Raw genomic sequence first — 23,721 nt, forward strand, 5'->3', positions numbered from 1 at the left:
CGGCCTTCGTCATGGCGGCGGCGTCACTTGCGCGTACGGTACGTCCGCACGCACAGAGGCGTGAACACCGCGATGAAGCCGAGGCTCCACAGCACGGCCATCGTCGCCGAATGGGCGACCGGGCCGCCGACCATCAGGTTGCGGGCGGCGTCGACGACCATGGTCATCGGGTTGTTCTCTACGACGATCCGCAGCCAGGACGGCATCGTGCCCGGTGCGACGAAGATGGAACTGCCGAACTGCAGCGGGACCATCGCCAGGGTGCTCACACTCTGCACCGTCTCCATCCCCCGCGCGGCCAGACCGATGAACGCCTGCAGCAGGCACAGCGCCACCCCGTACAGCAGCAGGATGCCGATCGCCGCCGCGGTGGCGGCGACGGAGGTGTGCACCCGGAAGCCGATGAGGAACCCGAAGGCCAGCACCATCAGCAGGCCTGCCAGGACGCGGACCGCGTCGGCGAGGATACGGCCGATGAGCACGGCCGAGCGGGCCACCGGCATCGACCGGTAACGGTCCATCACTCCACTGGTGAAGTCCGTGTTCAAGGCGATGCCCGAGGTGCGGCAGGTCGTGGTGATGGTCAGCGCCATGATGCCGGGCATCAGGTACTGCCGGTACTGCGCGCTGTCCCCGGCGATGGCACCGCCGAAGGTGTAGATGAAGACCAGCGACAGCGTCACCGGCATCAGGGTGGCATCGATGATCTGGCCGGGGCTGGCCATCGCCTTGCGCAGGTTGCGGCGGGTGAGCGCCAGGGAGTGGCGTACCAGCGGGCGCAGCCCCCGCGCGAGGGGGATCCGGGTCGCGGTGTTCTCCGCCATGGTCTGTGAACTCACACCGCGCTCCTCGCCGGCAGTACGTCGGCCTGCGCCGGCGGAGCCCCGCCGGGCCCGGTCAGCGTCAGGAATACTTCGTCCAGGCTGGGCATGTGCACATTCAGCCCGGCGAGCGGAATGTCGGTCTGCCCCACCGCCCGGACCACGGCGCTCAGTTCCGCACCGTCGCCGGACAGGGGCAGCCGGATCTCCCCGGTCTCCTCGTCGACCGCGGTGGCGGTGTGTCCCCGGTCCTCCAAGGCCTGCCGCAGCGCGGCGGCGTCCACCGCCTTCTGCGGTCGGACGCACAGCACCTGGCCGCCCAGGCGCGCGCGCAGCTCCTCGGTCCCACCGCGTGCGATGACCTGCCCGCGGTCGATGACGACCAGGGAGTCGGCCAGCGCCTCGGCCTCCTCCATGTACTGCGTGGTGAGCAGCACGGTGGTGCCCAGGTCGGCCAGCCGCCGTACCTCGGTCCACAGGGCGTTGCGGCTGTGCGGGTCGAGTCCGGTGGTCGGCTCGTCCAGACACAGCACACGGGGCTGCCCGACCAGGCTGGCGGCCAGGTCGAGGCGCCGGCGCATGCCGCCGGAGTAGCCGCCGACGGGCCGCGCGCCGGACTCGGTGAGCCCGAAGCGCTCCAGCATCTCATCGGCCCGTGCCCGGGCCTTGCGGCGCGGGAGGTTGAACAGACGGGAGATGACGTAGAGGTTCTCCCAGCCGGAGATGTCCTCGTCCACCGACGCGTACTGGCCGGTGAGCCCGATCAGCGAGCGGACCTCGCGAGCCTGTCGCACCACGTCGAAGCCGCACACCAATGCCCGGCCGCGGTCGGGCTTGATCAGGGTGGAGACCATTTTGACCGTGGTGGTCTTGCCCGCTCCGTTCGGGCCGAGCAGCCCGAGCACATGGCCGGCGGGCACCTGGAGGCTCACGCCCCTGACCACCGGATTGCCACCGTAGCTCTTGGCCAGATCCTCGATCAGGATGGCAGGAGTCATGAGGTCCTGGTTCTTTCCGTAGGGTTCTGTCCGCCGCCCGGGTGCCGCCCGCCGTGGCGGCGGCACCCGGGCAGCCGCTCAGTCGAGGACGTAGCCGTCCTGGGGCCGCAGGCCGCGGGAGCGGCGCAGGTCCTTGAGGACGAACGTCCGCTGCAGCCAGCGGTCCTTGCCGTCGTAGCGCGGGGTGAAGGCCGACCGGCCGTGCGTGGTGACGTGGTTGTCGACGATGGCCAGGTCGCCGGCTTCGAGCGCCGTGCTCAGCGAGGTCCGGTCGAACGCGTCCTGGAGCTCGGCCATCGCCTGGGCTGCGCGGGCGGTGAGCGGCTTGGTGGCGGCGAAGTCGATGCGCAGCGCGGGGTCCTCGGCCGCACCGGTCAGGACCGGCTGCGGTGCGGTGTCCCCGCCGGCCGAGCCGCCGAAGGACGGCGGCGGCGCGGTGTGGAACTCCGCGCTGCGCAGTACTTCCTGGGTCTGCTCGCTCAGCAGGGGCAGCGCCTCGCGGATGCTCGCGGTACGCAGCCTGGCGACCTTCTCGTGGTCGGCGCGCAGGCACAGCAGCATGACGTAGTCGGGCCGGTGGGGGTGGAAGGCGTTCTCGTTGTGGAAGGTCAGCATGACCGACCCGGCGTTGCCCTGGAAGTCTTCCTTGCCGGGCACCGGGACCACGTCCTGCACCAACGCGCCGGCCTTCTCCGGACGGAACGCGGCGGGGTCGCCGAGGCCGCAGGCGACCATCGTCAGGAGCGCGGCGGAGACGGCGGCCTCCCGCTGCACCGAGTCGGCGGTCGACGGGGTGTCGGGCAGCGCCGCGCTGTCCACGGGCAGCCCGCGGATCAGCAGGACGCCGCTGCGCCCGGAGTCCCTGCGGAACTCGCCGAGTGGGGTGCGCAGCCCGGAGGGCAGCTCGTGCCACTCCTGGCGGGCGGCGGCGACCCACTCGTGGCTGTCCACCTTGCCGTCTGCGGCCCGGCACAGCCGCCGGGCGACCAGATCGGTCCGAGCGGCGTCATCGCCCGCTATCGTCACGACCGTCGCCTGTGCGCCGGTCTCCAGTACCACAGTCATCGATGCTTCACCTTCTGGCGGAACGTTCGGGGAGGCGGACCCGCGCGCGTGTCGTCGCGGTCCGGCGGCTGTACGGCGCTCAGCCGGCGTTTTCCATGGCGCGGACCAGGCTCAGCGGGCGCATGTCGGTCCACTGCTCGGAGATGAAGGCGAGCGCCTCCTCGCGGCTGCTCTCCTGATGGGCGACGCGCCAGCCGGCCGGAACCTCGGCGAAGGCGGGCCACAGGGAGTACTGGCCCTCGTCGTTGACCAGGGCGAGATAGCGGGCGTCGTTGTCCTCGAACGGGTTGGTGCTCATGTCCGGGGTCCTCTTTCTGGGTCTTTTCGGTGCGTGGTGGTCAGGGGTGGCCGGGTCACGACAGCGAGGTCAGCGGGCGGGGCGCGGTGTCGAGCACGTCGGAGCCGTAGACCCCCTGCGCCCAGTTGGCTAGGTAGACGGTGTCGAGGTAGCGCTCTCCCAGGTCGGGAGCGATCGCCACGGCGTCCAGCCGTCCGCCGTCCGTCTGCTCGGCCAGCCACCGTGCGGCGCCGCTGACGACCGTTCCGGTGGATCCGCCGAACAGGAAGCCGCGGGCGGCGAGCCGGTGGCACATCCGGACGGTGTCGGGTTCCGGCACCATCACCACGTCGTCGATGAAGGACTCGTCCAGCAGCGGCGGGCGGACCCCGGTGCCCAGGCCGGGGATCATGCGAGGGGCCGGGGGGTGCCCGAAGGCGACCGAGCCGACGCTGTCCACGGCCACGATGCGCACGCCGGGGCGGTTGCTCTTGAACCAGCGGGCGCAGCCCATCAGCGTCCCGGTGGTGCCGGCGCCGACGAACAGGACGTCCAGGCCGGGGTGGGCGCGGGCGATGGCCGGCGCGGTGTGGCGGTGGTGCGCCTGCCAGTTGGCCTCGTTGACGTACTGGTTGAGCCAGACGTACCGCTCGTCCTCCTGGCAGAGCGCGCGGACGTGGGCGATGCGCGCGCCCAGGAAGCCGCCGTCTTCGGCCGGTTCCGTGATGGTGTGCACCTCGGCCCCGAACGCGTTCATCAGCCGCTTGGAGGCGAGGTTGCACCGCGAATCGGTGACGCAGACGAAGCCGTAGCCCTTACTGGCCGCGATGATGCTGAGGGCGACGCCCAGGTTCCCGGAGGAGGACTCCACCAGGATCGACCCGGGGGTGAGCGCTCCTGACTCCTCGGCGGCCTCCACCATGGCCAGGGCGGCCTTCTGCTTGACGGAACCGGTGAAGTTGAAGCCTTCACACTTCAGGTGCAGCGGGATACCGAGCACCGCGTCGAGGTCGACGTACAGGTCTTCCTCGTTGTACTCCTGGGGAGCCGAAATGATCGGCACAAGACCTCCCTGGCTTTCCGGGCGTTGTTGCGAGGGACGGCTCAGCCGTAGCGGCGCATCTCGTGGAAGAAGTCGTCGACGACGTTCAGCTGTCCCGCCTCGCGGACCGCGTCGTAGACGTGCTTGCCGAGCGCGATGTCGAGAACGCCCAGGCCGAAGGGGGAGAAGAACACCGGCCGGTCGGCGGCCGGGCTCAGCTTCCCGCTCAGTACGTCGTAGAGCGTGCCGTGGACGAAATCCCGGTTCCCCTCCTGCTGCTCCGCCAGGTGCAGGGAGGTGTTCGCCTTCAGGCAGTGCTCGACGTCGTCGACGATGTTGGTCCCGGTCAGCACGACCTCGGGCGCGAGGTCACGCAGCGAGACGTGCAGCACCAGAGGGTTGTGGGCGAACAGGCCGGCGTCGGTGACGTGCGGGGTGCCCGCGATGGTGGCGAAGACGATCAGGTCCGAGGAACGGATCAGGTCCTCGGGGGTGTCGTGGACGGTGACGCGGCCCGTCTCGCCGGACTCGGCGAGGTAGGAGCTGAAGCCGGCCGCGTGCTCGGCGGACAGGTCGTGCACGCCGACCTCGTCGAAGCTCCAGCCGGTCTCGCCGAGCAGACGGTGGATGAACCGCGCGATGAGCCCGACGCCGAAGAAGCCGATCCGGGTGGGCCGGGTGCGGGAGGCGCTGAGCCGGTCGGCGGCCAGCGCCGCGGAGGCGGCGGTGCGCACCGCGCTGATGATGGAACTCTCCAGGCAGGCGAACGGGTATCCGGTCTCGTGATCGTTGAGGACGAGGACGGCGGAGGCGCGGGGGATGCCCGCGGCCACGTTCTCCGGGAAGCTGGAGATCCACTTCAGTCCGTCGGTGCCGACCTGACCGCCGATGGAGGCGGGCAGCGCGATGATGCGTGCGGAAGGCTTGTCGGGGAAGCGCAGGAAGTACGACGGCGGGTTGACCGTGTCGCCTTCGCCGTGCAGGCGGTAGGCACCTTCGATCAGGTCCACCACTTCCCGGCCACGGCCGTCGAGAACCTGGCTGACCTGTGCTCCGGGGATCACCGAGAAGGACGGTGCCAGGTGCTGCTGGGACATCAAGAAGCTCCGTAAAGAGATGCAGGGTGGACGGTCAGGCGACCGCGGGGCGGGGCGGTACGTCGGTACGTACGTGGCCGGTGAGGCGCACCGGGTCGCCGAAGAGCGCCACGATCTCGCGGTCGCCCTCGTATGCCTCGCGGCTGTGCGCCATCCGCAGGTTGTCGACGACCAGGAGGTCACCGGCCTGCCAGGGCTCGCGCGAGGTGGCCGCTGTGTAGGCGGCGTTGATGGTCTCGACGACGTCCTCGGAAATGGGCTCGCCGGTACCGAGACGGGTGTTGAAGGGCAGCGCGTCCGGGCCGTAGAAGGAGGTCAGGTACTCCCGCACGGCCGGGTCCATGGTCAGCCCGTTGAGGAACGCGATCTGGTTGCACCACAGCCGCTCCCCGGTGACCGGGTGGGTCACCACGGCGGCCCGCCGCTGGCGGGTACGCAGCACGTCGTCGGTGAGCCACTCGTGCTCGATGGCGTGGGCGGCGCAGTACGCGCTCACCTCGGCGCGGTCCTGGGTGCCGAAGGCCTCGGCCCAGCTGACGCCCACCTCACGGTAGTCGCGGTCCAGCAGCCAGCCCTCGCGCTCGAAGCGCTCGACGAGGTCGGCGGGCAGGGTGCGCAGCAGCGTCCGGGCGTCGGCGACCGCGGTGGCGCCTCCGGAGGCGGGCGCGGTCAGGCAGCCGAAGAGAGCGATGGAGGGCACCTCGGCGGCGTAGCTCAGCTCGTGGTGCATGCACATCGGCTCGTCGGCCGGCCAGTGGGACGAGGAGTAGACACCGTCGCCGTGGTCGGTGCGGCCGGCGAAGCCCTCCCGCTCGGCCACCGGAGTCACACCGAGCCACCGTGCGGCCCTGGCCAGGTCGTTCGGGGCTCGCAGCCCGAGGCCGCGCACGAGCAGCGCGCCGTGCTGGGTGACCAGGTCCCGGACGGCCTGGCCGGGCAGCGTCTCGAAGACCGCTCCGGGGACCGGCAGCAGGGGGGTGCGCCCCGCTTCGAGGGTCGGTACGCAGCCGTCGGGAAGTGCCGCGCCGGTCGTGATGCCGTCGGTCGTGGCCGTCATCGGGTTGCCTTTCTGGGCGGTCTGGCGGCGTGCGGGCAGGGGTGGCCGTACGCGGCAGGAAGGGGGGCCGGCCACCGGGGCCGGATCAGGGGCGGGCTCCTGGGGTGTCAGGCCGTTCCGGGGTTCCCGGTGGCCCGCTCGTCCAGCAGGGCGGCGAGGTCGGCGAGCACCGGCCGGCCCATCAGTTCCGCGGGTGTCACCGTGCGGTCCAGTGCGACCGCGAGCCGCAGCATGGCCAGCGAGGTGCCCCCGGCTTCGAAGAAGTGGGTGTCCCGGCCGACGGCCTCGGCGGGCAGCTTGAGGGCGTCCGCCCACAGAGCGGCCAGCCTGCGCTCACTGTCCGTGCGCGGGGCCCGGACCTCGCCCTCGACCGCGCCGAGTTCGTCCGCCGTACGCGTCAGCGCCTTGCGGTCGATCTTCCCGTTGGGGGTCAGCGGCAGGGCGGGGAGGTGGTGGAAACGGCCGGGGACCATGTACTCGGGCAGGGCGGCGCCCAGCTCCTTGCCGATGGTCTGCGCGGGCAGCTCCTGAGCGCCGGTGTAGAAGGCGGCCAGTTGCTTGTTCCCGTCCTCGCCGGTGACGACGACGGCACTGTCGCGTACCCCGGACACGCGCAGCAGCTGGTTCTCCACCTCGCCGATCTCGATGCGGAAGCCGCTGATCTTCACCTGGGCGTCCCGGCGGCCCAGGAACTCCAGCCGCCCGTCCGGCAGCCAGCGGCCGAAGTCGCCGGAGCGGTACATCCGGGCGCCCGGGTGGTGCGGGTCGGGCACGAACGCCGCGCGGGTGCGCTCCTCGTCGTTGACGTAGCCGCGGCCCACGCAGACACCGGAGAAGACGATCTCGCCGGGCGAGCCGAGCGGCACCGGGCGCAGCAGTTCGTCGACCACGTAGATCCGTACGTTGGCGATCGGGCGGCCCAGCGGCACCGAAGCCTGCGCGGGTACCGCGCGCATGACTTCGTGGTTGGTGTCGTCGGAGGTCTCGGTCAGCCCGTAGGCGTTGGCCAGCGCGACACCGGGGAGGGTGGCGAACCAGCGCGCCACCAGGTCCTTCTTCAGGGCCTCGCCGGTCGCCGAGACACAGCGCAGGTGGGGCAGTTCGCGGGGGTGGCGTTCCAGTTCGGTCAGCACCACCTCCAGGTAGGAGGGCACGACCTGGGCGACCTCGACGCGGGCGCTCTCCAGCGTCTCGACGAAGCGCGCCACGTCCAGGACGGCGGCCTGCTCGACGATGTGGGTGCGGCCGCCGACGGCGAGTGCGGCGACCAGCTGCCACAGCGAGATGTCGAAGCACTGCGGAGCGGTCTGTGCCACCACCCCGCCCTCGCGGACCCCGAAGTCCTCGATCTTGGCGAGCAGGTGGTTGGTGAACCCCGCGTGCTCGCAGACAGCGCCCTTGGGCCTGCCGGTGGAGCCGGAGGTGAAGTAGATGTAGGCGGCCTGGGTGGCGGCGACGGGCAGCCCCGGGTCGGTGTCGGGGTGGCCGGCGGCGAGTACGTCGTCGAGGTGGTGCGCGCGGGCACCGGACGCGGCCTCCAGCGCCTCGGGCAGCCCGGCGCAGGCGTCACGTTCGGCCAGGACGTGGCGGCACTCGCTCCGAGTGAGCATGTCGGCGATGCGGTCGCCGGGGAAGTGCGGTTCCACGGGGAGGTAGACGCCGCCCGCCTTCAGGACACCGAGCACGGCCGCCAGCCATTCCAGGCTGCGCTCGCTGACCACGGCGACGACGTCCTCGTCGCGCAGCCCCTGGGCGAGCAGGGCATGCGCGACGCGGTTGGCGCGAGCGTTGAGCTCGGCGTAGGTCCAGGAGCGTGCGCCCTGCTCGGCGGCGATGTCCTGCGGGCGCAGCCGGACCTGCTCCTCGAAGAGCTGGTGGACCCGGCGGTCGGGCAGCTCGCGCTCCGGGCCGGCCAGTCCGTCGATCTGGTGGGCGGCCTCCGCCGCGGAGACCGGAGTCCACTCGTGGTGACCGGCCTCGGGGCGGTGGGACAGCGTCTCCAGGGCGGCCAGCAGGTAGCCGGATATCCGCCCGGCCTGGTCGCCGTCCAGCACGGAGGGGCGGTGGCCGAGGACGAGTTCCGGCTGCGTGCCGGTCGTGTCCACACCCACGGCGAGCACCGTCTCCGGGGCCATGTCGGCCGCGCGCGGGGCGCGGCCCGCGACCACGAGCGTGTCGAAGAGAGCATCGGTACGGCCGGTCTCGGCGCGCAGTTCCGCGAGGGCCGCGCCCGGCCGGCCGGTCACGTCGGTGGCGGCCCGGGCGGCGGTGCCCAGCAGGGCCCGCCACGAGCCGTCGGCCACCGGCACCGGGCAGGGCAGCGCCTGCGGTGCGGCGCCGTCGGCGTCCAGGTAGCCGACCACGACGGCGGAGTCGGAGGTCAGGGCCGCCAGCACTCGTGCGCAGGCGGCGAGGAGGACGGTGCCGGGAGTGGTGGCGAGGTCGTCGGCGAGCTGCCGCACCGCCTGCGCGGTCGCGGCCGGGACCGGAGCCCGGTGTTCCGCGACGGCCTCCGGGGCGGCGTCCACGGCGGACCACCTGGGTACGGGCGTGTACCCGCCTTCGGCGAGCACCCGCTGCCAGAATTCCCGGTCGGACACGGGGGCGGCAGTCGTATGCCGATGCGCGGGCGCGCTGGGCTGCCCGTCCTGCCGAACCTTCACTCGCCTTACCTTCCATCGCGAACGCCCGGACGGACGTTCTTCAGCACCTGTGCAATGGCCGGAGACGACGCTAAGTCGCCGCATTATTGGCTAGATATCGGTTCGAGACCCCTGGGGTTATCACCGCTGCCGGAAAGGGGCGGGAACGGGCGCCACGGCCGCGCCGGGCGGCATCGTGTGCCGGACGTCACCAGAGGGGCGGGTGCCGGGGAGGGCTCGCGAAGGACTCGGGAAGAAATTAGTGCCCGGGCGGCCGGCACGGCATCCCGCCTGAGAGCTCTTCTCCGCACTGGCTCTCAGGTATGACGTGCCGCCGGCGGCCCGTACGCGACGGGCCGTGTCGGTGGGCCGGGGTCTCACTCCCCGGCGACCACCAGCCCCGCCTCGTACGCGTACACCGCCGCCTGCGTACGGTCACGCAGCCCGAGCTTGACCAGTATGCGTCCGACGTGAGTCTTCACGGTCTGCTCGGCGATGACGAGCTGCTCGGCGATCTCGGCGTTGGACAGGCCCTGGGCGATCAGGCTCAGCACCTCCGTCTCCCGTTCGGTCAGGTCCGCCACCCGGTCCCGGCGGGGAGCGCGCGCCGTGCCCTGCTTCGAGAACTCCTCGATCAGCCGCTTGGTGACGGTCGGGGCGAGCAGCGCGCCGCCCGTGGCGATGGTCCGTACGGCGGCGGCGAGTTCATGGGCCGAGGAGTCCTTGAGGAGGAAGCCGCTCGCCCCGGCGCGCAGCGCTTCGTACACGTACTCGTCCAGATCGAAGGTGGTGAGCATGAGGATCTTGGTCGGGCTGCCGCTGCCGGTGATGCGGCGGGTGGCTTCCAGGCCGTCCATCACCGGCATCCGGATGTCCATCAGCACCACGTCCGGTGCCAGGTCGTCCACCTGCGTGACGGCTTCCGCGCCGTTGCCCGCCTCACCGACGACCTCGATGTCCAGCTGCGCGTTGAGCAGGACCGCGAAGCTCCCCCGGATCATGGCCTGGTCATCGGCGATCACCACTCGAATCGTCATGCGTCCTCACTCTCACCGGTGGGCAGCAGGGCCCGCACCTCGAACCAGCCGTCCTTCATGGGCCCCACGTGCAGCGTGCCACCGAGCATGGAGGCCCGTTCCCGCATACCGAGGATTCCGTGGCCCTTGCCGCTCTGGCGGGGCACGGTGGGGGCAGCCGGGCTGTTGATCACCCGAACCCCCAGGTCCGGCTGCCCGTAGGTCAGCTCCACCCTGACCTGTGCGCCGGGCGCGTGGCGCAGCACATTGCTCAACGCCTCCTGAGTGATGCGGTACGCCGAGAGCTCGACATGATGGGGCAGGGCCCGCGCCGTACCTCGTATTTCCGTCTCGACGGTCAGTCCGGCCGCCCTGACATTGCCGACCAATTCGTCGAGATCCAGCAAACTCGGCTGCGGCACGTATTTGCCGTCATTACCGTCCGCGCCGGGGGCATCGGACCGCATCATGCCCAGAATGTGCCGGAGTTCGGTCAGGGCAGCCAGCGCATTCTGCCGGATGCTGCCGAGGCTCTCCCGTATCGCCTCCGGCGGATCGGCGACGAGGTACGGGGCGGCCTCCGCCTGCACCGCGACGACGGACATGTGATGGGCGACGACATCGTGCAGTTCCCGCGCGATACGCGCCCGTTCCTCCAGCAAGGTCCGGCGGAACCGTTCGATCTCGGTGAGCTTCTCCTGCCGCCGCAGCTGCCGCTGCGCCTCTCTGCGGCCGCGCACGGCGCCCAGCAGCAGCAGTCCGACCCCGGACAGTATCCCGAACGAGTACAGCCCCTGCCCCGCGCCCTCGGGCCGCAGCACCACGGCCAGCACCCCGCCGACGGCCAGGGTGAGCAGCCACTGCGTGACGAACAGCCGGGCGCTGACCCGCCAGGCGACGACCAGGGTCACCGTCAGATGCGCCAGGAGCCCCGGGTCCGTCCAGGGCCAGGGCGTATCCGTGGCCGGTACGGTGCCCAGCGCCTCCAGCACCAGCGGATACGGCACCATGGCCGCGAGCGACAGCCACCAGGCGGCCACCGGCCTCACCAGGCTCAGCGGCACGGCCGCCGCCTGGACGCAGGCGAGCAGCGCCGGCACCGGCCAGGACAGCTGGAGCCGCTCCGCGACCACTCCCGTTCCGGGTATGCACAGGTAGAGGGTGACCAGCGCGACGAGGACGACGGGGAGCTGGCGAAGGACCCGGTTCCGTGACCGGCGCAGAGTCGGCAGGGGCCGTGGCGAGAAGTCCACGAGCTCCCCGCGCAGGCACCGCAAGGCGGACACCGGCCGCTGTTTCGCTCCGAGCTCCCGCGGACGCCGGGTACTCGCCGCCCCCTGCGCACTCGATGGCCGCTCTGAACTGTCCCGGTCGCTCGTCACACACGGCATCGTATAGCCGCCTCGCGACGCCCTTCCGCTCCTGTCCCACCCCCTCCCACCCGAGATCCCGCCCCCGCACTGTGCATTCCCCTCTCCATTTCCACACTTCAGGAAAAGAGCCGCCCAGACGAATACGGTCCCTTGCACGACCGGCAATTCGACCGGTTCACCATTCCGTACGTTCGCCCGGCCGGCCGGTATCCCCTGATACGCATGAACCGCATCACCGGAAACGTCCGGGCGCGCATCACTTCAGTGCCGCGACGGAGACGGCACCGCCGTCTTCGCCTTGGTGGCGCCGAAGCCGTGGTCGAGCAGCTTGGCGGCGTCGGCGTACCGGTCCTTGCTGTCGAGCCACGCCCTTGGCGTCGAGCACCACGGGCACGGCCATGATCCTCGCCGTACTGGCTGTGGGGCGGACCGTGTCCGCGTCCTTGCTGAAGAGGGCCTTGGCGGCCGCGCCGTCGGCCAGGCAGGCGCTGCTCCATGGCTGTCGGCGGGTGACTTCAGGAAGTACGACGGCGGTTTGCCGGGTTCGCTGCTGCTTTGCCGGGTTGTCCCGGGGGTGTCAGAGGCAGGCGGTAAGGTCCGGACCGTAGCGGCGCTGTGCGGGGACAACGCCCACGAACGGCTGCCGCCGGGGGGAGGCCCAAGATGCGTGTCGTCCTCGGGGAAGACCTGTTCCTCCTGCGGGAGGGCATGGAACACCTGCTGACCGCGCACGGCTGCACGGTCGTCGCGTCCGTCGGCAGCGCGCCCGAGCTGCTGCGCGCGTTGCTCGACGAACGGCCCGACGTGGCCATCGTGGACGTACGATTACCGCCCTCCTTCTCGGACGAGGGGATCCAGGTCGCGCTGGAGGCCCGCCGCCGCGTCCCCGGCCTGCCCGTCCTGGTGCTCTCGCAGTACGTGGAGCAGCTGTACGCGCGCGAACTGCTCGCCGACGGCGCCGGATCGGTCGGCTACCTCCTCAAGGACCGGGTGCTCGACACCCGCCAGTTCATCGAGGCGGTCCGCCGCGTCGCGGGCGGCGGTACGGCCATGGACCCCAAGGTCGTCGAACGGCTCCTGCACCACGGGGCACGCCGCGAGCCACTGGACCGGCTGACCCCGCGCGAGCTGGAGGTGCTCGGCCTGATGGCGGAGGGCAGGTCCAACGCCGCCGTGGCCGCTTCACTGTTCGTCACGGGCAAAGCCGTCGACAAGCACATCAACAACATCCTCAGCAAGCTCCAGCTGCTGCCGTCCAAGGACGACAACCGCCGGGTGCAGGCGGTCCTGGCGTACCTGACGTATGTGCACAACGACCCGGCGCGGGCGGGGGTGTCCGATGCGGCGGCTCAAAGGTAGGGCTGACACCACTGCCCGGCGGCGCCGCGCGGCGGACGATGAAGGCGTACGAAGCTGCACGAGCCCTGCACAGGTCCTGGGCCAGCCCTGCACGGGCGCCGAGCAGCGAGCACCGGCACGGAGACGAGTGACATGAGCGAAGGTTCGAACGGCGGCGTCAGTGGTGGCGGAGTCGCTGCGGGTGGTCGCGGCGGTAGCCGCGGTACTGGTGATGCCCTCGGTAGCGGCGGTGACGTTGCCGCTGCCGTTGCTGCTCAGGATGTGCATCAGGGGCACAACTGGCTGAGCGCCGGCTGGCTGGCCATGGGCCGCGGGCTGAGCATGTTCTTCCTCGGGCTGCTCGCCGTCTTCCTCGCCTGGTTCGTGGTCATCGGCATGTCCCTGGCCCTCCTCGGGTTCGGCCTGTTCCTCATACCGGGCCTGATCGCGGCGCTGCGCTGGTCCGCCACCGCTCAGCGCCGCCTGACCGGTCACACCGGGGTGCCGGTCGGCGACCCGTACCGGCCCGTGCCCCGCGCGGGCGGTGGCTGGAAGGGCGCCTGGCGCAGGTGTTCAGCGCTCCTGGCCGACAGCGCCACCTGGCGCGATGTGCTGTGGGCGCAGTGCGCCGTCACCGTGACCGGGCTCCTGGCGCTCCTCCCGTTCGCGATGCTCGTGCACGGCCTCTTCGGGATGACGCTGCCGTTCATCTGGGAGCCGGTGACCGGCGTCTGGGACGGCACCTGGTACCTGTTCGTCCCCGTACGGGGCCAGGAGACCGCCTGGATCGCCGGCGGCCTCGGCCTGGCCGAGATACCCGTAGCGCTGCTGATCGCCCCGTACGTGCTGCGCCTGCACGCCCGCATCACCCGCTCCCTGCTCGCGCCCACCGCCAAGGCCGAGATGGGCCTGCGGGTGGCACACCTGGCCCGCACCCGTACCGACGCCGTCGACTCCTCCGCCGCCGAGATCCGCCGGATCGAGCGCGACCTGCACGACGGGGCGCAGGCGCGGCTCCTGGCCATGGGCATGAAGCTGGGCGCCGCCGAATCACTCCTGGACGAGAACCCGGAAGCCGTCCGGGCGCTGCTGGCCGAGACCCGCGACGCCTCCCTGCGCGCACTGGAGGAGCTGCGCGATCTCGTACGCGGCATCCACCCGCCGGTGCTCGCCGACCGCGGCCTCGTGGACGCCGTACGCTCGCTCGCGCTGGAGAGCCGCCTCCAGGTCCAGGTGACCGCGGACCTGCTGTCCCGCCCGGAGCCGGCCGTGGAGTCCGCGGCCTATTTCGCCGTGTGCGAGCTGCTCACCAACGCCACCAAGCACTCCGGCGCGCGCCGCGTCCTGATCGACGTCCAGTACCGCGCCGACGTGCTGGCCGTCACCGTCACCGACGACGGCAACGGCGGCGCGGGGCTGGAGTCCGGCAGCGGCCTTCCGGGCATCCAGCGACGGCTGGCCGCCTTCGACGGCACGCTCAGCATCAGCAGCCCGGCGGGCGGGCCCACGATCGTCGGTTTCCGGGTGCCGTGTGCGTTGACGGTGGCGTCGTGAACTGCGTGCGGGGCTAGGCGCCTTGGACGGGGCCGCCGGACCAGACTCCTCTCGCCTTAAGCGCTTGCGGAGCCGCGCCCGGTGCCCTTACCTGAGTTGCGGGAAGACATGACCGAGCGGTGGTCACACCCCTGCCGTACGCCGTGCACGACGCGCCCTACGCCCTACGCCCTACGCCCTTCCAGGCCGCCCGCCCGACCGAACCGGTGACACCATGACCTCGCACTCCCCCGCCGTCCGGCCCGCCACCCGCGACGACCTCCCCCGCATCCTGCACACGCTGGACCGCGCGTTCGCCGATTACGCCTTCACCCGGCACACCCTCGCGGCCGACGGGCACACCGGCCGTCTGCACCGTTTCAACGAGCTGTTCGTCACCCGCGTCGGGCTGGACCACGGGCGCGTGTGGGTGGCCGACGACGGTGCCGCGGTGGCCGTGTGGACCACACCGGAGACCGCCGGAGCGGGTGATGTCTTCCGGGAACTCGGGCCGCGGTTCGCGGAGATCGCCGGGGACCGGGCCGAGGTGTCCGCGCGGGCGGAGGCCGCCATGGGCGTGCACCGCCCCACCGAACCGGTGTGGTTCCTCGGATCGGTGGGCGTCGACCCCGGCTGTCAGGGCCGTGGGCTGGGCGGCGCGGTCGTCCGTCCCGGGCTCGAAGCCGCCGACGCGGCCGGCCTGCCCGCGTTCCTGGAGACCTCCGACATACGCAACGTGCGCTTCTACGAGCGTCTCGGGTTCCAGGTGACCGCCGAGTACCCGCTCCCGGACGGTGGTCCGCGTACCTGGGCGATGACCCGCAAACCGGGCGCCTGACGGGGCGCGGGGCGCGAACGGAGCTCCGTACAGGGCCTTTTCAGAAGCCCGCGGAATGTCCACGGCAGCAAAAGCGTTCAAGGGGCATCCACTTGCACCCCACGGAGGCAGCACATATGCCGCAGACGACGGACCGACGCGCCGGGGAACCGGCGCCCACCGCCGCGCACCCCCTGCCCGATCCCCCCGAAGCAGCGCCCGGAGCGCCCGCGGAATCCGGAACGCCCGTAGCGTCCGCGGCGTCCGCGGCGTCCGCGGCGTCCGCGGCCCCGGAGGGCACCCGGCGGACCGGCAGCGGCGCCGTCGTCCCCGTACTCGCCTTCGCCGGCATCGTCGTCGCCGTCATGCAGACGATGCTCGTACCGGTCATCAAGGACCTGCCGGCCCTCCTGGCCACCGCCCCGAGCAACGCCACCTGGGTCATGACGGCGACGCTGCTGACCGGCGCCGTCGCCACGCCCATCATGGGCCGGCTCGGTGACCTGTACGGCAAGCGCCGGATGTTGCTGACGAGCCTGGCGTTCATGGTCGCCGGCTCGCTGATCTGCGGCTTTACGGTTGACATGACCACGATGCTGGTGGGCAGGGCGCTCCAGGGCTTCGCCATGGGCGCCATCCCGCTCGGCATCGGCATCATGCGCGACGAGCTGCCGCGCGAGCGCCTCGGCTCGGCCATGGCGCTGATGAGTTCCTCCATCGGCGTCGGCGGCGGCCTCGCGCTGCCCGCCGCGTCCCTGGTCGCCCAGCAGGCCGACTGGCACGCGCTGTTCTTCGGTGCGGCGGGGCTGGGCGTGCTGGCCATGCTGCTCAGCGTCGCCTTCGTACCCGAGACCTCCGTACGGGCCACCGGCCGGTTCGACGTACTCGGCGCGATCGGCCTGACCGGCGGCCTGGTCTGCCTGCTGCTGCCGGTCACCAAGGGCAGCGACTGGGGCTGGGGCTCGCCCACCACGCTCGGCCTGTTCGGCGGCGCGATCGCCGTCCTGGTCCTGTGGGGCCTCTTCGAACTGCGCGTCGCCGCGCCGCTGGTGGACCTGCGGACCACCGCACGGCGCGAGGTGCTGCTCACCAACCTCACATCCATCATGGTCGGTGTCGCCTTCTACGCGATCTCGCTCGTCCTGCCGCAGCTCCTCCAGCTGCCCACGTCGACCGGGTACGGCCTGGGCCAGTCGATGGTGGTGGCGGGTCTGTGCGTGGCACCGCTCGGCCTGACGATGATGCTCACCGCCCCCGTGTACGCCCGGATATCCGCGCGGCGCGGGCCCAAGGCCACCCTGATGCTCGGCATGCTGATCATCGCCGTCGGGTACGCCGCCGGGCTGGGCCTGATGAGCGCGGCCTGGCAGACCGTGATCATCTCGGTCGTGGTCGGCGCGGGCATCGGCCTGGCGTACTCCTCCCTGCCCGCCCTGATCGTCGGCGCCGTCGACCCCTCGGAGACCAGCGCCGCCAACGGCCTCAACACCCTGATGCGCTCGATCGGAACGTCCGTGTCGAGCGCGGTGATCGGCATGGTGCTGGCCCACATGTCCGCCCCGGCGGGCGCGGTGTCGGTGCCGACCATGGCCGGGTTCCGCACCTCGTTCGTCATCGCCACCGGCGCGGTCGTCGTCGGCCTCGCCCTGGCGGCGTTCCTCCCGTCGCCCCGCGCGGCGTCACGGCCCCAGCTGCTCGCGCGCAGCGGGGCGGAGAACGGGGAGTTCGAGATCGTCGCCCAGGCGGGCGCGGAGCAGGGCGCACCCACCGGTACGGCAGCCCGGACGGACACCGCGGGCGCCACCACGCCCGCGTCCGTCCACGTCACCTCGTCCCGGCCCGGCACCCGCCGCGTCCACGGCACCCTCCTCGGAGGCACCGACGGCACACCGCTCGCCGGCGGACGCGTGGTGCTCACCGACGCGTACGGCGAGGTCGTGGCGACCACGACAGCCGATCCGCACGGCAGTTGGGAGCTGGCCGGACTTCCGTCCGGGGACTTCACCCTGGTACTGAGCGCCGTCGGCCACCGCCCGCACGCGCGCTCACTGCTGTCCTCCGGCACACCGGAACGGCAGGATGTCCGGCTCGTCCCGGAGACCGCCGTCCGCGGCACCGTACGGGATCCGCACGGCCGCCCGCTTCCGGACGCCACTGTCACGCTTCAGGGCCAGGACGGTTCCCCCACCGTCCACACCGTGACCGGACCGGACGGCACCTTCGCCTTCACCGGCCTCGCGGGCGGTGCTTACACCCTGACGGCCGCCGGCTTCCCGCCGCACGCCGACCGGGTCACACTCGCCACGGGTGACCGGGAACGCCGCCTCGACTTCGACCTCACTCACGAGGCCGCCAGGAGGCCGCTTCCGTAGATCCGTCAGCCGGTCGCCGATCCGTAGGCCGGTCGCCGTCCCGTAGGCCGGACGCTGATCCGTAGGCCGGTCGCCGATCCGTAGGCCGGGCACTGATCCGTAGGCCGGACGCTGATCCGTAGGCCGGACGCCGATCCGTAGGCCGGGCACTGATCCGTAGGCCGGACGCCGATCCGTAGACCGGTGTGTGAGCTGGTTCCTGATCCGGGAGCCGGTCCCTGATCCAGGAGCCGGTCCTTGGTCCGGGAGCCGGTCGCCGACCTGTAAGCCGGTCACTGCCCCGCAAGCCGGACACTGCCCCGTAGGCCAGTCACTGCCCCGCAAGCCGGTCACTGCCCCGCAAGCCGGTCCCTGAGCCGTAAACCAGTCACTCCGGCACCTGAGCGGCTCCGCTCGGGAGCACGCACGCGATACGGCTCAGGCCGGGCAGAGTACGCGCTCGGGGCGACGGGCGGCAGGCACCGCGCCGCGGGCCGACGGGACCGCGGCGGGGCGGGCCGGCGGCGCGCCCACGGGGCCGGTGTACGGGGCGTCGAAGGCGTCGGACTGCACGCAGCGGGAGCTGGGCGCCGCGCCGTGCGCCTCGGCGCGGATGCGCTGCTTCATCGTCGGCGGCAGGGTTCGCCCGTACATCATCCGGGCCGCGGCGAACAGCGGCGCGTCCGGCGCGAACCCGAAGTCCCTTTCACGGTCCGGGCTTTCGGTGTCCGCGGCCTGCCACGCCGCGTCCGGCCCGTTGCCGGGCGGCGGCGCGGCTGCCTCCCCCGCCCCGTACGGGCGGCCGGAGGCACCGCCGACACCTGCGGTCCCGGCGGCGAGCTGTGCGGCCGTGCCGTGCGTCGCCCCCTCGGCCGGGGCGGGGTACGGGGTGAAGGCGGCGGAGGAAGCCGTGGCGGGGGTGCGGAACCCCAGCGCGGCGAGGAACTTGAGGATGACGACGGTGAAGGCGGTCCAGAGTCTCGTGACCTTGGTGGCGGCCATGATCCCTCTCTTCTCTGCTCGGTCCTGCGATGGTTCGGGGCCTTCGGGGCGGCGCCGCGGTGAAGCGGTGGCACAGCGCCGCTGAGACGCTTGTCCCGATGACCGATTTGCGTACTTTCCTCATGATGTGTAGGCGCGGCAGGAAGACGAGGACCGACGACCGCGATTCGCCGTTCTTCCGATGAACACCACCCGGTCGGCCGAACCGGGACGACTTCAACCGATCGGACCGCCCGAGTGGCGGGAAGCGCGGTCCGGGTGGACACGTCCGGGGAACGCGTACGGCAGGCCGGTGGGTGCGTGCGGGGAGCGCGTACGGCAGGCCCGGTGGACGTGCCCGGAGAGCGCGTACGGCAGGACGGTGGACGGTCCGCGCGACGGACGCCGCCCGTTGACGTGGCGGCGTCCGAGACGCCGCGCGCTGGTCACCTGGGGTTCACCGTGGGCTGGTGGGCTTCGCTGCGTCGGCATCCGGCCGACGTGCGAAGAGGAGAACTCATGCGAAGACTGCGCCTGTCCCGCCGCAGCGTCATCACCGGTGCCGCCGTGGTGCTCGCCACCGCCGCCGCCGTACCCGCGGGAGCCGCCGCGTTCGGGTCCGAGCACCAGGCGGAGCGGGCGGTACGGGGCGGGGCGGCGAAGAACGTCATCCTGCTGATCGGTGACGGGATGGGCGACAGCGAGATCACCCTCGCCCGGGACTACACCGTGGGGGCCGCGGGCCGGCTGAACATGGACAAGTTCCCGATGACCGGCACGTACACCACGTACGCCGTCGACGAGCACAAGAAGCCGGACTACGTCACGGACTCCGCGGCCAGCGGCAGCGGCTGGGCCACCGGCCACAAGACGGTCAACGGCCGGATATCCAAGACGCCGGACACCGACAAGGCGCTGCCGACGATCCTGGAGCTGGCGCAGAAGAACGGTTACGCCACCGGCTCCGTCACCACCGCCGAGCTGACCGACGCCACCCCGGCCGTGCTCGCCTCGCACGCCACCGACCGCAGCTGCCAGGGCCCGGCCGACATGGCCAAGTGCCCCACCGACAAGATCAGCAAGGGCGGCCCCGGCTCGATCGCCGAGCAGAGCGTGAACCACAAGGTGGACGTGCTCCTCGGCGGCGGCAAGCAGCGCTTCGACCAGAAGATCACCGAAGGCCCGTACAAGGGCCTGACGGTGGCCGAGCAGGCCCGCAAGCTGGGCTACCAGATCGTCACCGACCGGGACGGGCTCAAGCGGGTCCGCAGCGTCGCGGGCGGCAAGCCGGTGCTCGGGCTGTTCGCGCCGGGCAACGTGCCGGTGGAGTGGACCGGCAAGCCCGCCGCCGTCGGCGGCACCGACGCGCAGCGCTGCACCACCGGCAACCCGCAGCGCCCCAAGGGCACGCCCGCCCTGGACGAGCAGGCGGCCAAGGCCATCCAGCTCCTGGAGAAGAAGCAGCAGTCCCAGCGCGGCCACGGCCGGGACAAGGGCTTCTTCCTCCAGGTCGAGGGCGCCTCGATCGACAAGCAGGACCACGCGGCCGACCCCTGCGGGCAGATCGGCGAGACCGCGGCGTTCGACCGCGCGGTCAAGGTGGCCCGGGACTACGCCGCCAAGCACCCCGACACGCTCGTCGTCACCACCGCCGACCACGGCCACTCCAGCCAGATCGTGCCGCTGGACGCCAACCCGCCCGGCCTGTCCTCGACGCTCGTCACCGACGAGGGCGGCAAGCTGAAGGTCAACTACTCGACCAACACGCCGGGCAAGTCGCAGGAGCACACCGGTACGCAGGTCCGCATCGCCGCGCAGGGCCCGCAGGCGTACCGCGTGCTGGGCGTCACCGACCAGACGCAGCTGTTCACCACGATCCGCACCGCACTGCGGCTGCGCTGACCGGCCAGGCGCCGGCCTGACCGGCTGAATCGCCCGAGGGGGGCGTTTCGGGGGAAGCGGGGGATACGGAGGGCCGGGGCTGACGCTCCGGCCCTCCGCACGTTCCGGCCCAGAAGGCGCACCGCCCGCCCGCCCTGCCATGACCGCCCGGTCCGCGACCGGTTCGCGCCCGGTCCGCACCCGGTCCGCACCCGGTCCGCACCCGTACGCACCCGGTACGCACCGGTCCGCCCACCCCGGCGGCCGGTCCGCCCACCCCGGCACCCGGCCCCACCCACCCCGACAGCCGGTGTCCCGCGGAAATCTACAAGCCTGTAGATTTTGCTTGCGCATTACTCGACGCACTCGACCGCGCAGAGCTCGACCAGCAGCGATGCGTGGCACCACGCGGGAACGACAAGGAGATCCACATGGCTCTGTGGGACCGGATCAAGGATTCCGCCCAGACGATGCAGAACCAGCTCGTCGCGAAGAAGAACGACCTGAAGAGCGGCGCCTTCCGGGACGCGAGCATGGCGATGTGCGCGCTCGTCGCCGCCGCGGACGGACACGTCGACCCCTCCGAGCGGCAGCGGGTGGCCCAGCTCATCGCCACCAACGAGGTGCTGCAGAACTTCTCCGCCGACGACCTGCGCCGCCGCTTCGACGATTACCTGGACAAGCTGACCGCCGACTTCGACTTCGGCAAGGTCGGCCTCATGCAGGAGATCGGCAAGGTGAAGAAGAAGCCGGTCGAGGCGCGTGCCGTCATCCAGATCGGCATCGTCATCGGCGGCGCCGACGGCGACTTCGACAAGACCGAGCAGGCCGTGGTGCGCGAGGTCTGCTACGCGCTGGACATCCCGCCGGCCGAGTTCGACCTCTGAGCCGGTTCCCCCACCCGGCACACGGCGGCGGGCCCGCGGCACACACGCCGCGGGCCCGCCGCCGTACCGGTCACGGTCCTACCGTGGCTACCGTGGCACCGGAACGGATCAGACGTTGACGCCGAAGTCCGCCGCGATGCCCGCCAGCCCGGACGCGTAGCCCTGGCCGACCGCGCGGAACTTCCACTCCGTGCCGTGCCGGTACAGCTCGCCGAAGACCATGGCGGTCTCGGTCGAGGCGTCCTCGGTCAGGTCGTAACGGGCCAGCTCGTTGCCGTCGGCCTGGTTGACGACGCGGATGAACGCGTTGCGGACCTGGCCGAAGCTCTGGCCGCGGGTCTGCGCGTCGTGGATGGACACCGGGAAGACGATCTTGGAGACCTCGGCGGGCACACCGGCCAGGTTCACGTTGATCGACTCGTCGTCGCCCTCGCCCTCACCGGTGAGGTTGTCGCCGGTGTGCTGCACCGAGCCGTCCGGGCTGGTGAGGTTGTTGTAGAAGACGAAGTGCCGGTCCGAGACGACCTTGCCCGACTCGTTGCACAGCAGGGCGCTCGCGTCCAGGTCGTAATCGGCGCCGGTGGTCGTACGGACGTCCCAGCCGAGGCCCACCGTCACGGCGGTCAGGCCGGGTGCCTCCTTCGACAGCGAGACGTTGCCGCCCTTGGCCAGCGAGACTCCCATGGATGTTCCTCCCGGGTCGGGGTGTGGCCTCCCCTGTGCGGCGGGCCACAAAATCTACAGTGCTGTAGAGCATGACGAACGGGAACCGGTCCGCGTTCCCGGACCGCTCAGTAGGATCGGGCGACGCCCCCGCCGCGCGGGGCGTGCGGTACGAACGGGAGGCGACGGCAATGAACGGGGATCCCTTCGGCGGCCATCCCGGCGGGCGCGACCGCGCGCGCCGCCGGGGCCAGGGCGAGCTGGAGGCGCAGGTACTGGCCGCGCTGCACCAGGCGCCCGGGCCCGCCACCGCCGCCTGGGTGCAGGACCACCTCGGCGACGACCTCGCGTACACGACGGTGATGACGATCCTCTCCCGCCTGCACGCCAAGAAGGCGGTCACCCGGGAACGCGTCGGCCGGTCCTACGCGTGGACCCCGGCCGCCGACGAGGCCGGGCTCGCCGCCCTGCGCATGCGCCGCGTCCTGGACAGCGAGTCCGACCGGGACGCCGTGCTGGCCAGCTTCGTCTCGGCGCTCTCCGCCCAGGACGAGCAGCTGCTGCGCACCCTGCTGGAACGCGCCACCGACGAGGACCCCGCGGCAGATCGGCATTCCGCGGCGGACCGAAGTCCCGCGGCAGCCCGCAGTTCCGCGGCAACCCGGGATTCCGCAGCAACCCGAGATTCCGGGGAGCCCGCCGCTCCCGAAGGCCCCGCGCCCCCCGAAGGCCCGGCGATTCCGGGAGCCCCCGCGACTCCCGAAGGCCCCATGACCCGCGAAGGCCCCGCGATTCCGGGAGCCCCCGCGACTCCCGAAAGCCCGGCGACTCCCGAAGGCCCCGCCGCTCCCGGAGCCCCCACGACTCCCGGAGCCCCCGAAAGCTCCGGAGACTGACTGACCTATGGGTGTCTTCGTCTTCCTCCCGCTCGTCCTGCCGCTGACCGCGCTGCCGATCGCCCGGCTCGCCGGCCAGCACCTGCACCCGCGCAGCACCACCCGCCTGCTGACCGCGCTGGCCGTGGTCCTCGGGGTGTGCAGCACGCTGTGCCTGGGGCTGCTGATGGTGGTGGGCACCGCCCAGCTTCCCGGCAACCCGCTGCCCGACGGCTGGTCGGACCCGGAGGTACGGGCCGCGGTGCCGTTCGCCGAGGTGGCCGGTACGGCGGCGATCGCCGGGCTCGCCGCCGTCCTGACGGCCTGCGGCACCGAACTGCGCCGCCACTACCGCGTCCGCTCCCGTACGCACCGCGCGCTGGACGGCCTGCCGTCCGCCACGGAACTGGCGGTACTGCCCGACGACACCCCGTACGCCTACGCCGTACCCGGCCTGCCCGCCCGCCCCGGCAGGCCCGCGCGCCCCGGCCGGATCGCGGTCTCCCGCGGCATGCTGCGCAGCCTGGACAGGGACGAGCGCCGCGCCCTGCTCGCCCACGAGCGGGCCCACCTCGCCGAGCGCCACCACCGCTACCAGCTCGCCGTACGGCTGGCCGGCTGCGCGAACCCGCTGCTGCTGCCGCTGCGTACGGCCGTCGCCTTCAGCGCCGAGCGCTGGGCCGACGAGGAGGCGGCGCGGACCGTCGGCGACCGGCGGCTGACCGCGCGCGCGGTCGGCAAGGCCGCGCTGGCCTCCCGGCCCACGCCCAGCCCGCTGCTGGCCGGCTTCGCCGCCCCGGGGCCCGTACCGCGCCGGGTGGCGGCCCTCCTGGACCCCGTGCCCCCGGCCCGCAGCTGGCCGCCCGCCCTCACCCCGGCGGGCCTGGCCGCTCTGGTCGCCGCCGCGGGCACCGCCGCCTCGGCCCTGTCCGCGGTGAACGCGTCGGTGGCCCTCTTCCTCGTCCTGAAGGCGGCCACCCCGCTCTGACACGCCCTCAAGGCGGCCC

19 protein-coding genes and 1 pseudogene are annotated in these 23,721 nt (G+C 72.1%); 8 read left to right on the plus strand and 12 right to left on the minus strand.

Translation table 11 applies throughout. From position 1 onward, the window contains the following. Positions 1-23 precede the first annotated feature (23 nt). The 10 genes from AB0L45_RS05475 to AB0L45_RS05520 form a co-directional block, all read right to left on the minus strand. Positions 24-839 (minus strand): ABC transporter permease, encoded by an 816-nt coding sequence (locus tag AB0L45_RS05475; RefSeq protein ID WP_365836409.1) that lies wholly within the window; start codon positions 837-839, stop codon positions 24-26. Further along, the gene (locus AB0L45_RS05480; RefSeq protein ID WP_365836411.1) at positions 836-1,819 is read right to left on the minus strand and encodes an ATP-binding cassette domain-containing protein; all 984 of its coding nucleotides are present in this window, start codon (positions 1,817-1,819) and stop codon (positions 836-838) included. The genes AB0L45_RS05475 and AB0L45_RS05480 overlap by 4 nt, the downstream gene beginning before the upstream one ends. A 78-nt stretch (positions 1,820-1,897) precedes the next feature. Continuing rightward, positions 1,898-2,884, minus strand: a complete 987-nt coding sequence (locus tag AB0L45_RS05485) for a clavaminate synthase family protein (RefSeq protein ID WP_365836413.1) — start codon at positions 2,882-2,884, stop codon at positions 1,898-1,900. Positions 2,885-2,963: 79 nt separating this feature from the next. Continuing rightward, positions 2,964-3,182 (minus strand): MbtH family protein, encoded by a 219-nt coding sequence (locus AB0L45_RS05490; RefSeq protein ID WP_365836415.1) that lies wholly within the window; start codon positions 3,180-3,182, stop codon positions 2,964-2,966. A gap of 55 nt (positions 3,183-3,237) precedes the next feature. Beyond that, positions 3,238-4,224 (minus strand): 2,3-diaminopropionate biosynthesis protein SbnA, encoded by a 987-nt coding sequence (gene sbnA / locus AB0L45_RS05495; protein WP_365836417.1) that lies wholly within the window; start codon positions 4,222-4,224, stop codon positions 3,238-3,240. A 41-nt stretch (positions 4,225-4,265) separates the two neighbouring features. After that, complete coding sequence (gene sbnB / locus AB0L45_RS05500; protein WP_365836419.1) at positions 4,266-5,300, minus strand: 2,3-diaminopropionate biosynthesis protein SbnB; 1,035 nt, start codon at positions 5,298-5,300, stop codon at positions 4,266-4,268. 34 nt (positions 5,301-5,334) lie between these two features. Next, positions 5,335-6,357: a TauD/TfdA family dioxygenase gene (locus tag AB0L45_RS05505; protein WP_365836421.1), complete on the minus strand. Its 1,023-nt coding sequence runs from the start codon at positions 6,355-6,357 to the stop codon at positions 5,335-5,337. Positions 6,358-6,464: 107 nt separating this feature from the next. Next, positions 6,465-8,957, minus strand: coding sequence for an amino acid adenylation domain-containing protein (locus tag AB0L45_RS05510; protein ID WP_365836423.1), 2,493 nt, complete (start codon positions 8,955-8,957; stop codon positions 6,465-6,467). Positions 8,958-9,376: 419 nt separating this feature from the next. After that, a complete protein-coding gene (locus AB0L45_RS05515; RefSeq protein ID WP_365836425.1) occupies positions 9,377-10,036 on the minus strand; it encodes a response regulator transcription factor in 660 nt (219 codons plus the stop codon). Next, positions 10,033-11,268: a histidine kinase gene (locus AB0L45_RS05520; protein WP_365836427.1), complete on the minus strand. Its 1,236-nt coding sequence runs from the start codon at positions 11,266-11,268 to the stop codon at positions 10,033-10,035. The genes AB0L45_RS05515 and AB0L45_RS05520 overlap by 4 nt, the downstream gene beginning before the upstream one ends. Positions 11,269-12,051: 783 nt before the next feature. On the opposite strand from AB0L45_RS05520, the gene AB0L45_RS05525 reads away from it, so the two are divergent. The 4 genes from AB0L45_RS05525 to AB0L45_RS05540 all read left to right on the plus strand — a co-directional run bounded on the left by AB0L45_RS05525 (position 12,052) and on the right by AB0L45_RS05540 (position 17,448). After that, the gene (locus AB0L45_RS05525; protein ID WP_365836429.1) at positions 12,052-12,747 is read left to right on the plus strand and encodes a response regulator transcription factor; all 696 of its coding nucleotides are present in this window, start codon (positions 12,052-12,054) and stop codon (positions 12,745-12,747) included. Positions 12,748-13,008: 261 nt separating this feature from the next. After that, on the plus strand, positions 13,009-14,280 hold the full coding sequence (locus AB0L45_RS05530; RefSeq protein ID WP_365836431.1) for a sensor histidine kinase: 1,272 nt from the start codon (positions 13,009-13,011) through the stop codon (positions 14,278-14,280). A 214-nt stretch (positions 14,281-14,494) separates the two neighbouring features. Next, the gene (locus AB0L45_RS05535) at positions 14,495-15,097 is read left to right on the plus strand and encodes a GNAT family N-acetyltransferase (protein ID WP_365836433.1); all 603 of its coding nucleotides are present in this window, start codon (positions 14,495-14,497) and stop codon (positions 15,095-15,097) included. A 116-nt stretch (positions 15,098-15,213) separates the two neighbouring features. Next, positions 15,214-17,448 carry an MFS transporter gene (locus AB0L45_RS05540; protein ID WP_365836435.1) on the plus strand — a complete coding sequence of 745 codons (2,235 nt, stop codon included), beginning with the start codon at positions 15,214-15,216 and terminating at the stop codon, positions 17,446-17,448. Between the two features lie 417 nt (positions 17,449-17,865). Here the strand turns inward: AB0L45_RS05540 and AB0L45_RS05545 are convergent, their stop codons facing one another. Continuing rightward, entirely contained in the window at positions 17,866-18,429 is a 564-nt protein-coding gene (locus tag AB0L45_RS05545) for a DUF6344 domain-containing protein (protein ID WP_365836437.1), read from the minus strand. A gap of 498 nt (positions 18,430-18,927) precedes the next feature. Here AB0L45_RS05545 and AB0L45_RS05550 point away from each other — a divergent pair, with 498 nt between their 5' ends. After that, positions 18,928-20,310 carry an alkaline phosphatase gene (locus AB0L45_RS05550; RefSeq protein WP_365836439.1) on the plus strand — a complete coding sequence of 461 codons (1,383 nt, stop codon included), beginning with the start codon at positions 18,928-18,930 and terminating at the stop codon, positions 20,308-20,310. Positions 20,311-20,720: 410 nt separating this feature from the next. After that, positions 20,721-21,176, plus strand: coding sequence for a TerB family tellurite resistance protein (locus tag AB0L45_RS05555; protein WP_365836441.1), 456 nt, complete (start codon positions 20,721-20,723; stop codon positions 21,174-21,176). A 108-nt stretch (positions 21,177-21,284) separates the two neighbouring features. Here AB0L45_RS05555 and AB0L45_RS05560 read toward each other — a convergent pair whose 3' ends face one another. Further along, entirely contained in the window at positions 21,285-21,860 is a 576-nt protein-coding gene (locus AB0L45_RS05560; RefSeq protein WP_365836443.1) for a TerD family protein, read from the minus strand. A gap of 170 nt (positions 21,861-22,030) precedes the next feature. Between AB0L45_RS05560 and AB0L45_RS05565 the strand changes: the two are divergent. Both AB0L45_RS05565 and AB0L45_RS05570 read left to right on the plus strand, forming a co-directional pair. Continuing rightward, positions 22,031-22,432, plus strand: a pseudogene (locus AB0L45_RS05565) (BlaI/MecI/CopY family transcriptional regulator); the annotation flags it as partial. A gap of 310 nt (positions 22,433-22,742) precedes the next feature. Further along, positions 22,743-23,702 (plus strand): M56 family metallopeptidase, encoded by a 960-nt coding sequence (locus AB0L45_RS05570; protein WP_365836445.1) that lies wholly within the window; start codon positions 22,743-22,745, stop codon positions 23,700-23,702. Positions 23,703-23,721 lie beyond the last annotated feature (19 nt).

Origin of the sequence: Streptomyces sp. NPDC052496, from assembly GCF_040679095.1 — a bacterium.
Taxonomy (GTDB): Bacteria; Actinomycetota; Actinomycetes; order Streptomycetales; family Streptomycetaceae; genus Streptomyces.

Bases quoted from the DNA above. Each gene is read 5' to 3' on its own strand.
- AB0L45_RS05480 (WP_365836411.1), bottom strand. From the start codon at position 1,819: ATGACTCCTGCCATCCTGATCGAGGATCTGGCCAAGAGCTACGGTGGC.
- AB0L45_RS05485 (WP_365836413.1), bottom strand. From the start codon at position 2,884: ATGACTGTGGTACTGGAGACCGGCGCACAGGCGACGGTCGTGACGATA.
- AB0L45_RS05490 (WP_365836415.1), bottom strand. From the start codon at position 3,182: ATGAGCACCAACCCGTTCGAGGACAACGACGCCCGCTATCTCGCCCTG.
- sbnB (WP_365836419.1), bottom strand. From the start codon at position 5,300: ATGTCCCAGCAGCACCTGGCACCGTCCTTCTCGGTGATCCCCGGAGCA.
- AB0L45_RS05505 (WP_365836421.1), bottom strand. From the start codon at position 6,357: ATGACGGCCACGACCGACGGCATCACGACCGGCGCGGCACTTCCCGAC.
- AB0L45_RS05515 (WP_365836425.1), bottom strand. From the start codon at position 10,036: ATGACGATTCGAGTGGTGATCGCCGATGACCAGGCCATGATCCGGGGG.
- AB0L45_RS05525 (WP_365836429.1), top strand. From the start codon at position 12,052: ATGCGTGTCGTCCTCGGGGAAGACCTGTTCCTCCTGCGGGAGGGCATG.
- AB0L45_RS05535 (WP_365836433.1), top strand. From the start codon at position 14,495: ATGACCTCGCACTCCCCCGCCGTCCGGCCCGCCACCCGCGACGACCTC.
- AB0L45_RS05540 (WP_365836435.1), top strand. From the start codon at position 15,214: ATGCCGCAGACGACGGACCGACGCGCCGGGGAACCGGCGCCCACCGCC.
- AB0L45_RS05545 (WP_365836437.1), bottom strand. From the start codon at position 18,429: ATGGCCGCCACCAAGGTCACGAGACTCTGGACCGCCTTCACCGTCGTC.
- AB0L45_RS05550 (WP_365836439.1), top strand. From the start codon at position 18,928: ATGCGAAGACTGCGCCTGTCCCGCCGCAGCGTCATCACCGGTGCCGCC.
- AB0L45_RS05555 (WP_365836441.1), top strand. From the start codon at position 20,721: ATGGCTCTGTGGGACCGGATCAAGGATTCCGCCCAGACGATGCAGAAC.
- AB0L45_RS05560 (WP_365836443.1), bottom strand. From the start codon at position 21,860: ATGGGAGTCTCGCTGGCCAAGGGCGGCAACGTCTCGCTGTCGAAGGAG.
- AB0L45_RS05570 (WP_365836445.1), top strand. From the start codon at position 22,743: ATGGGTGTCTTCGTCTTCCTCCCGCTCGTCCTGCCGCTGACCGCGCTG.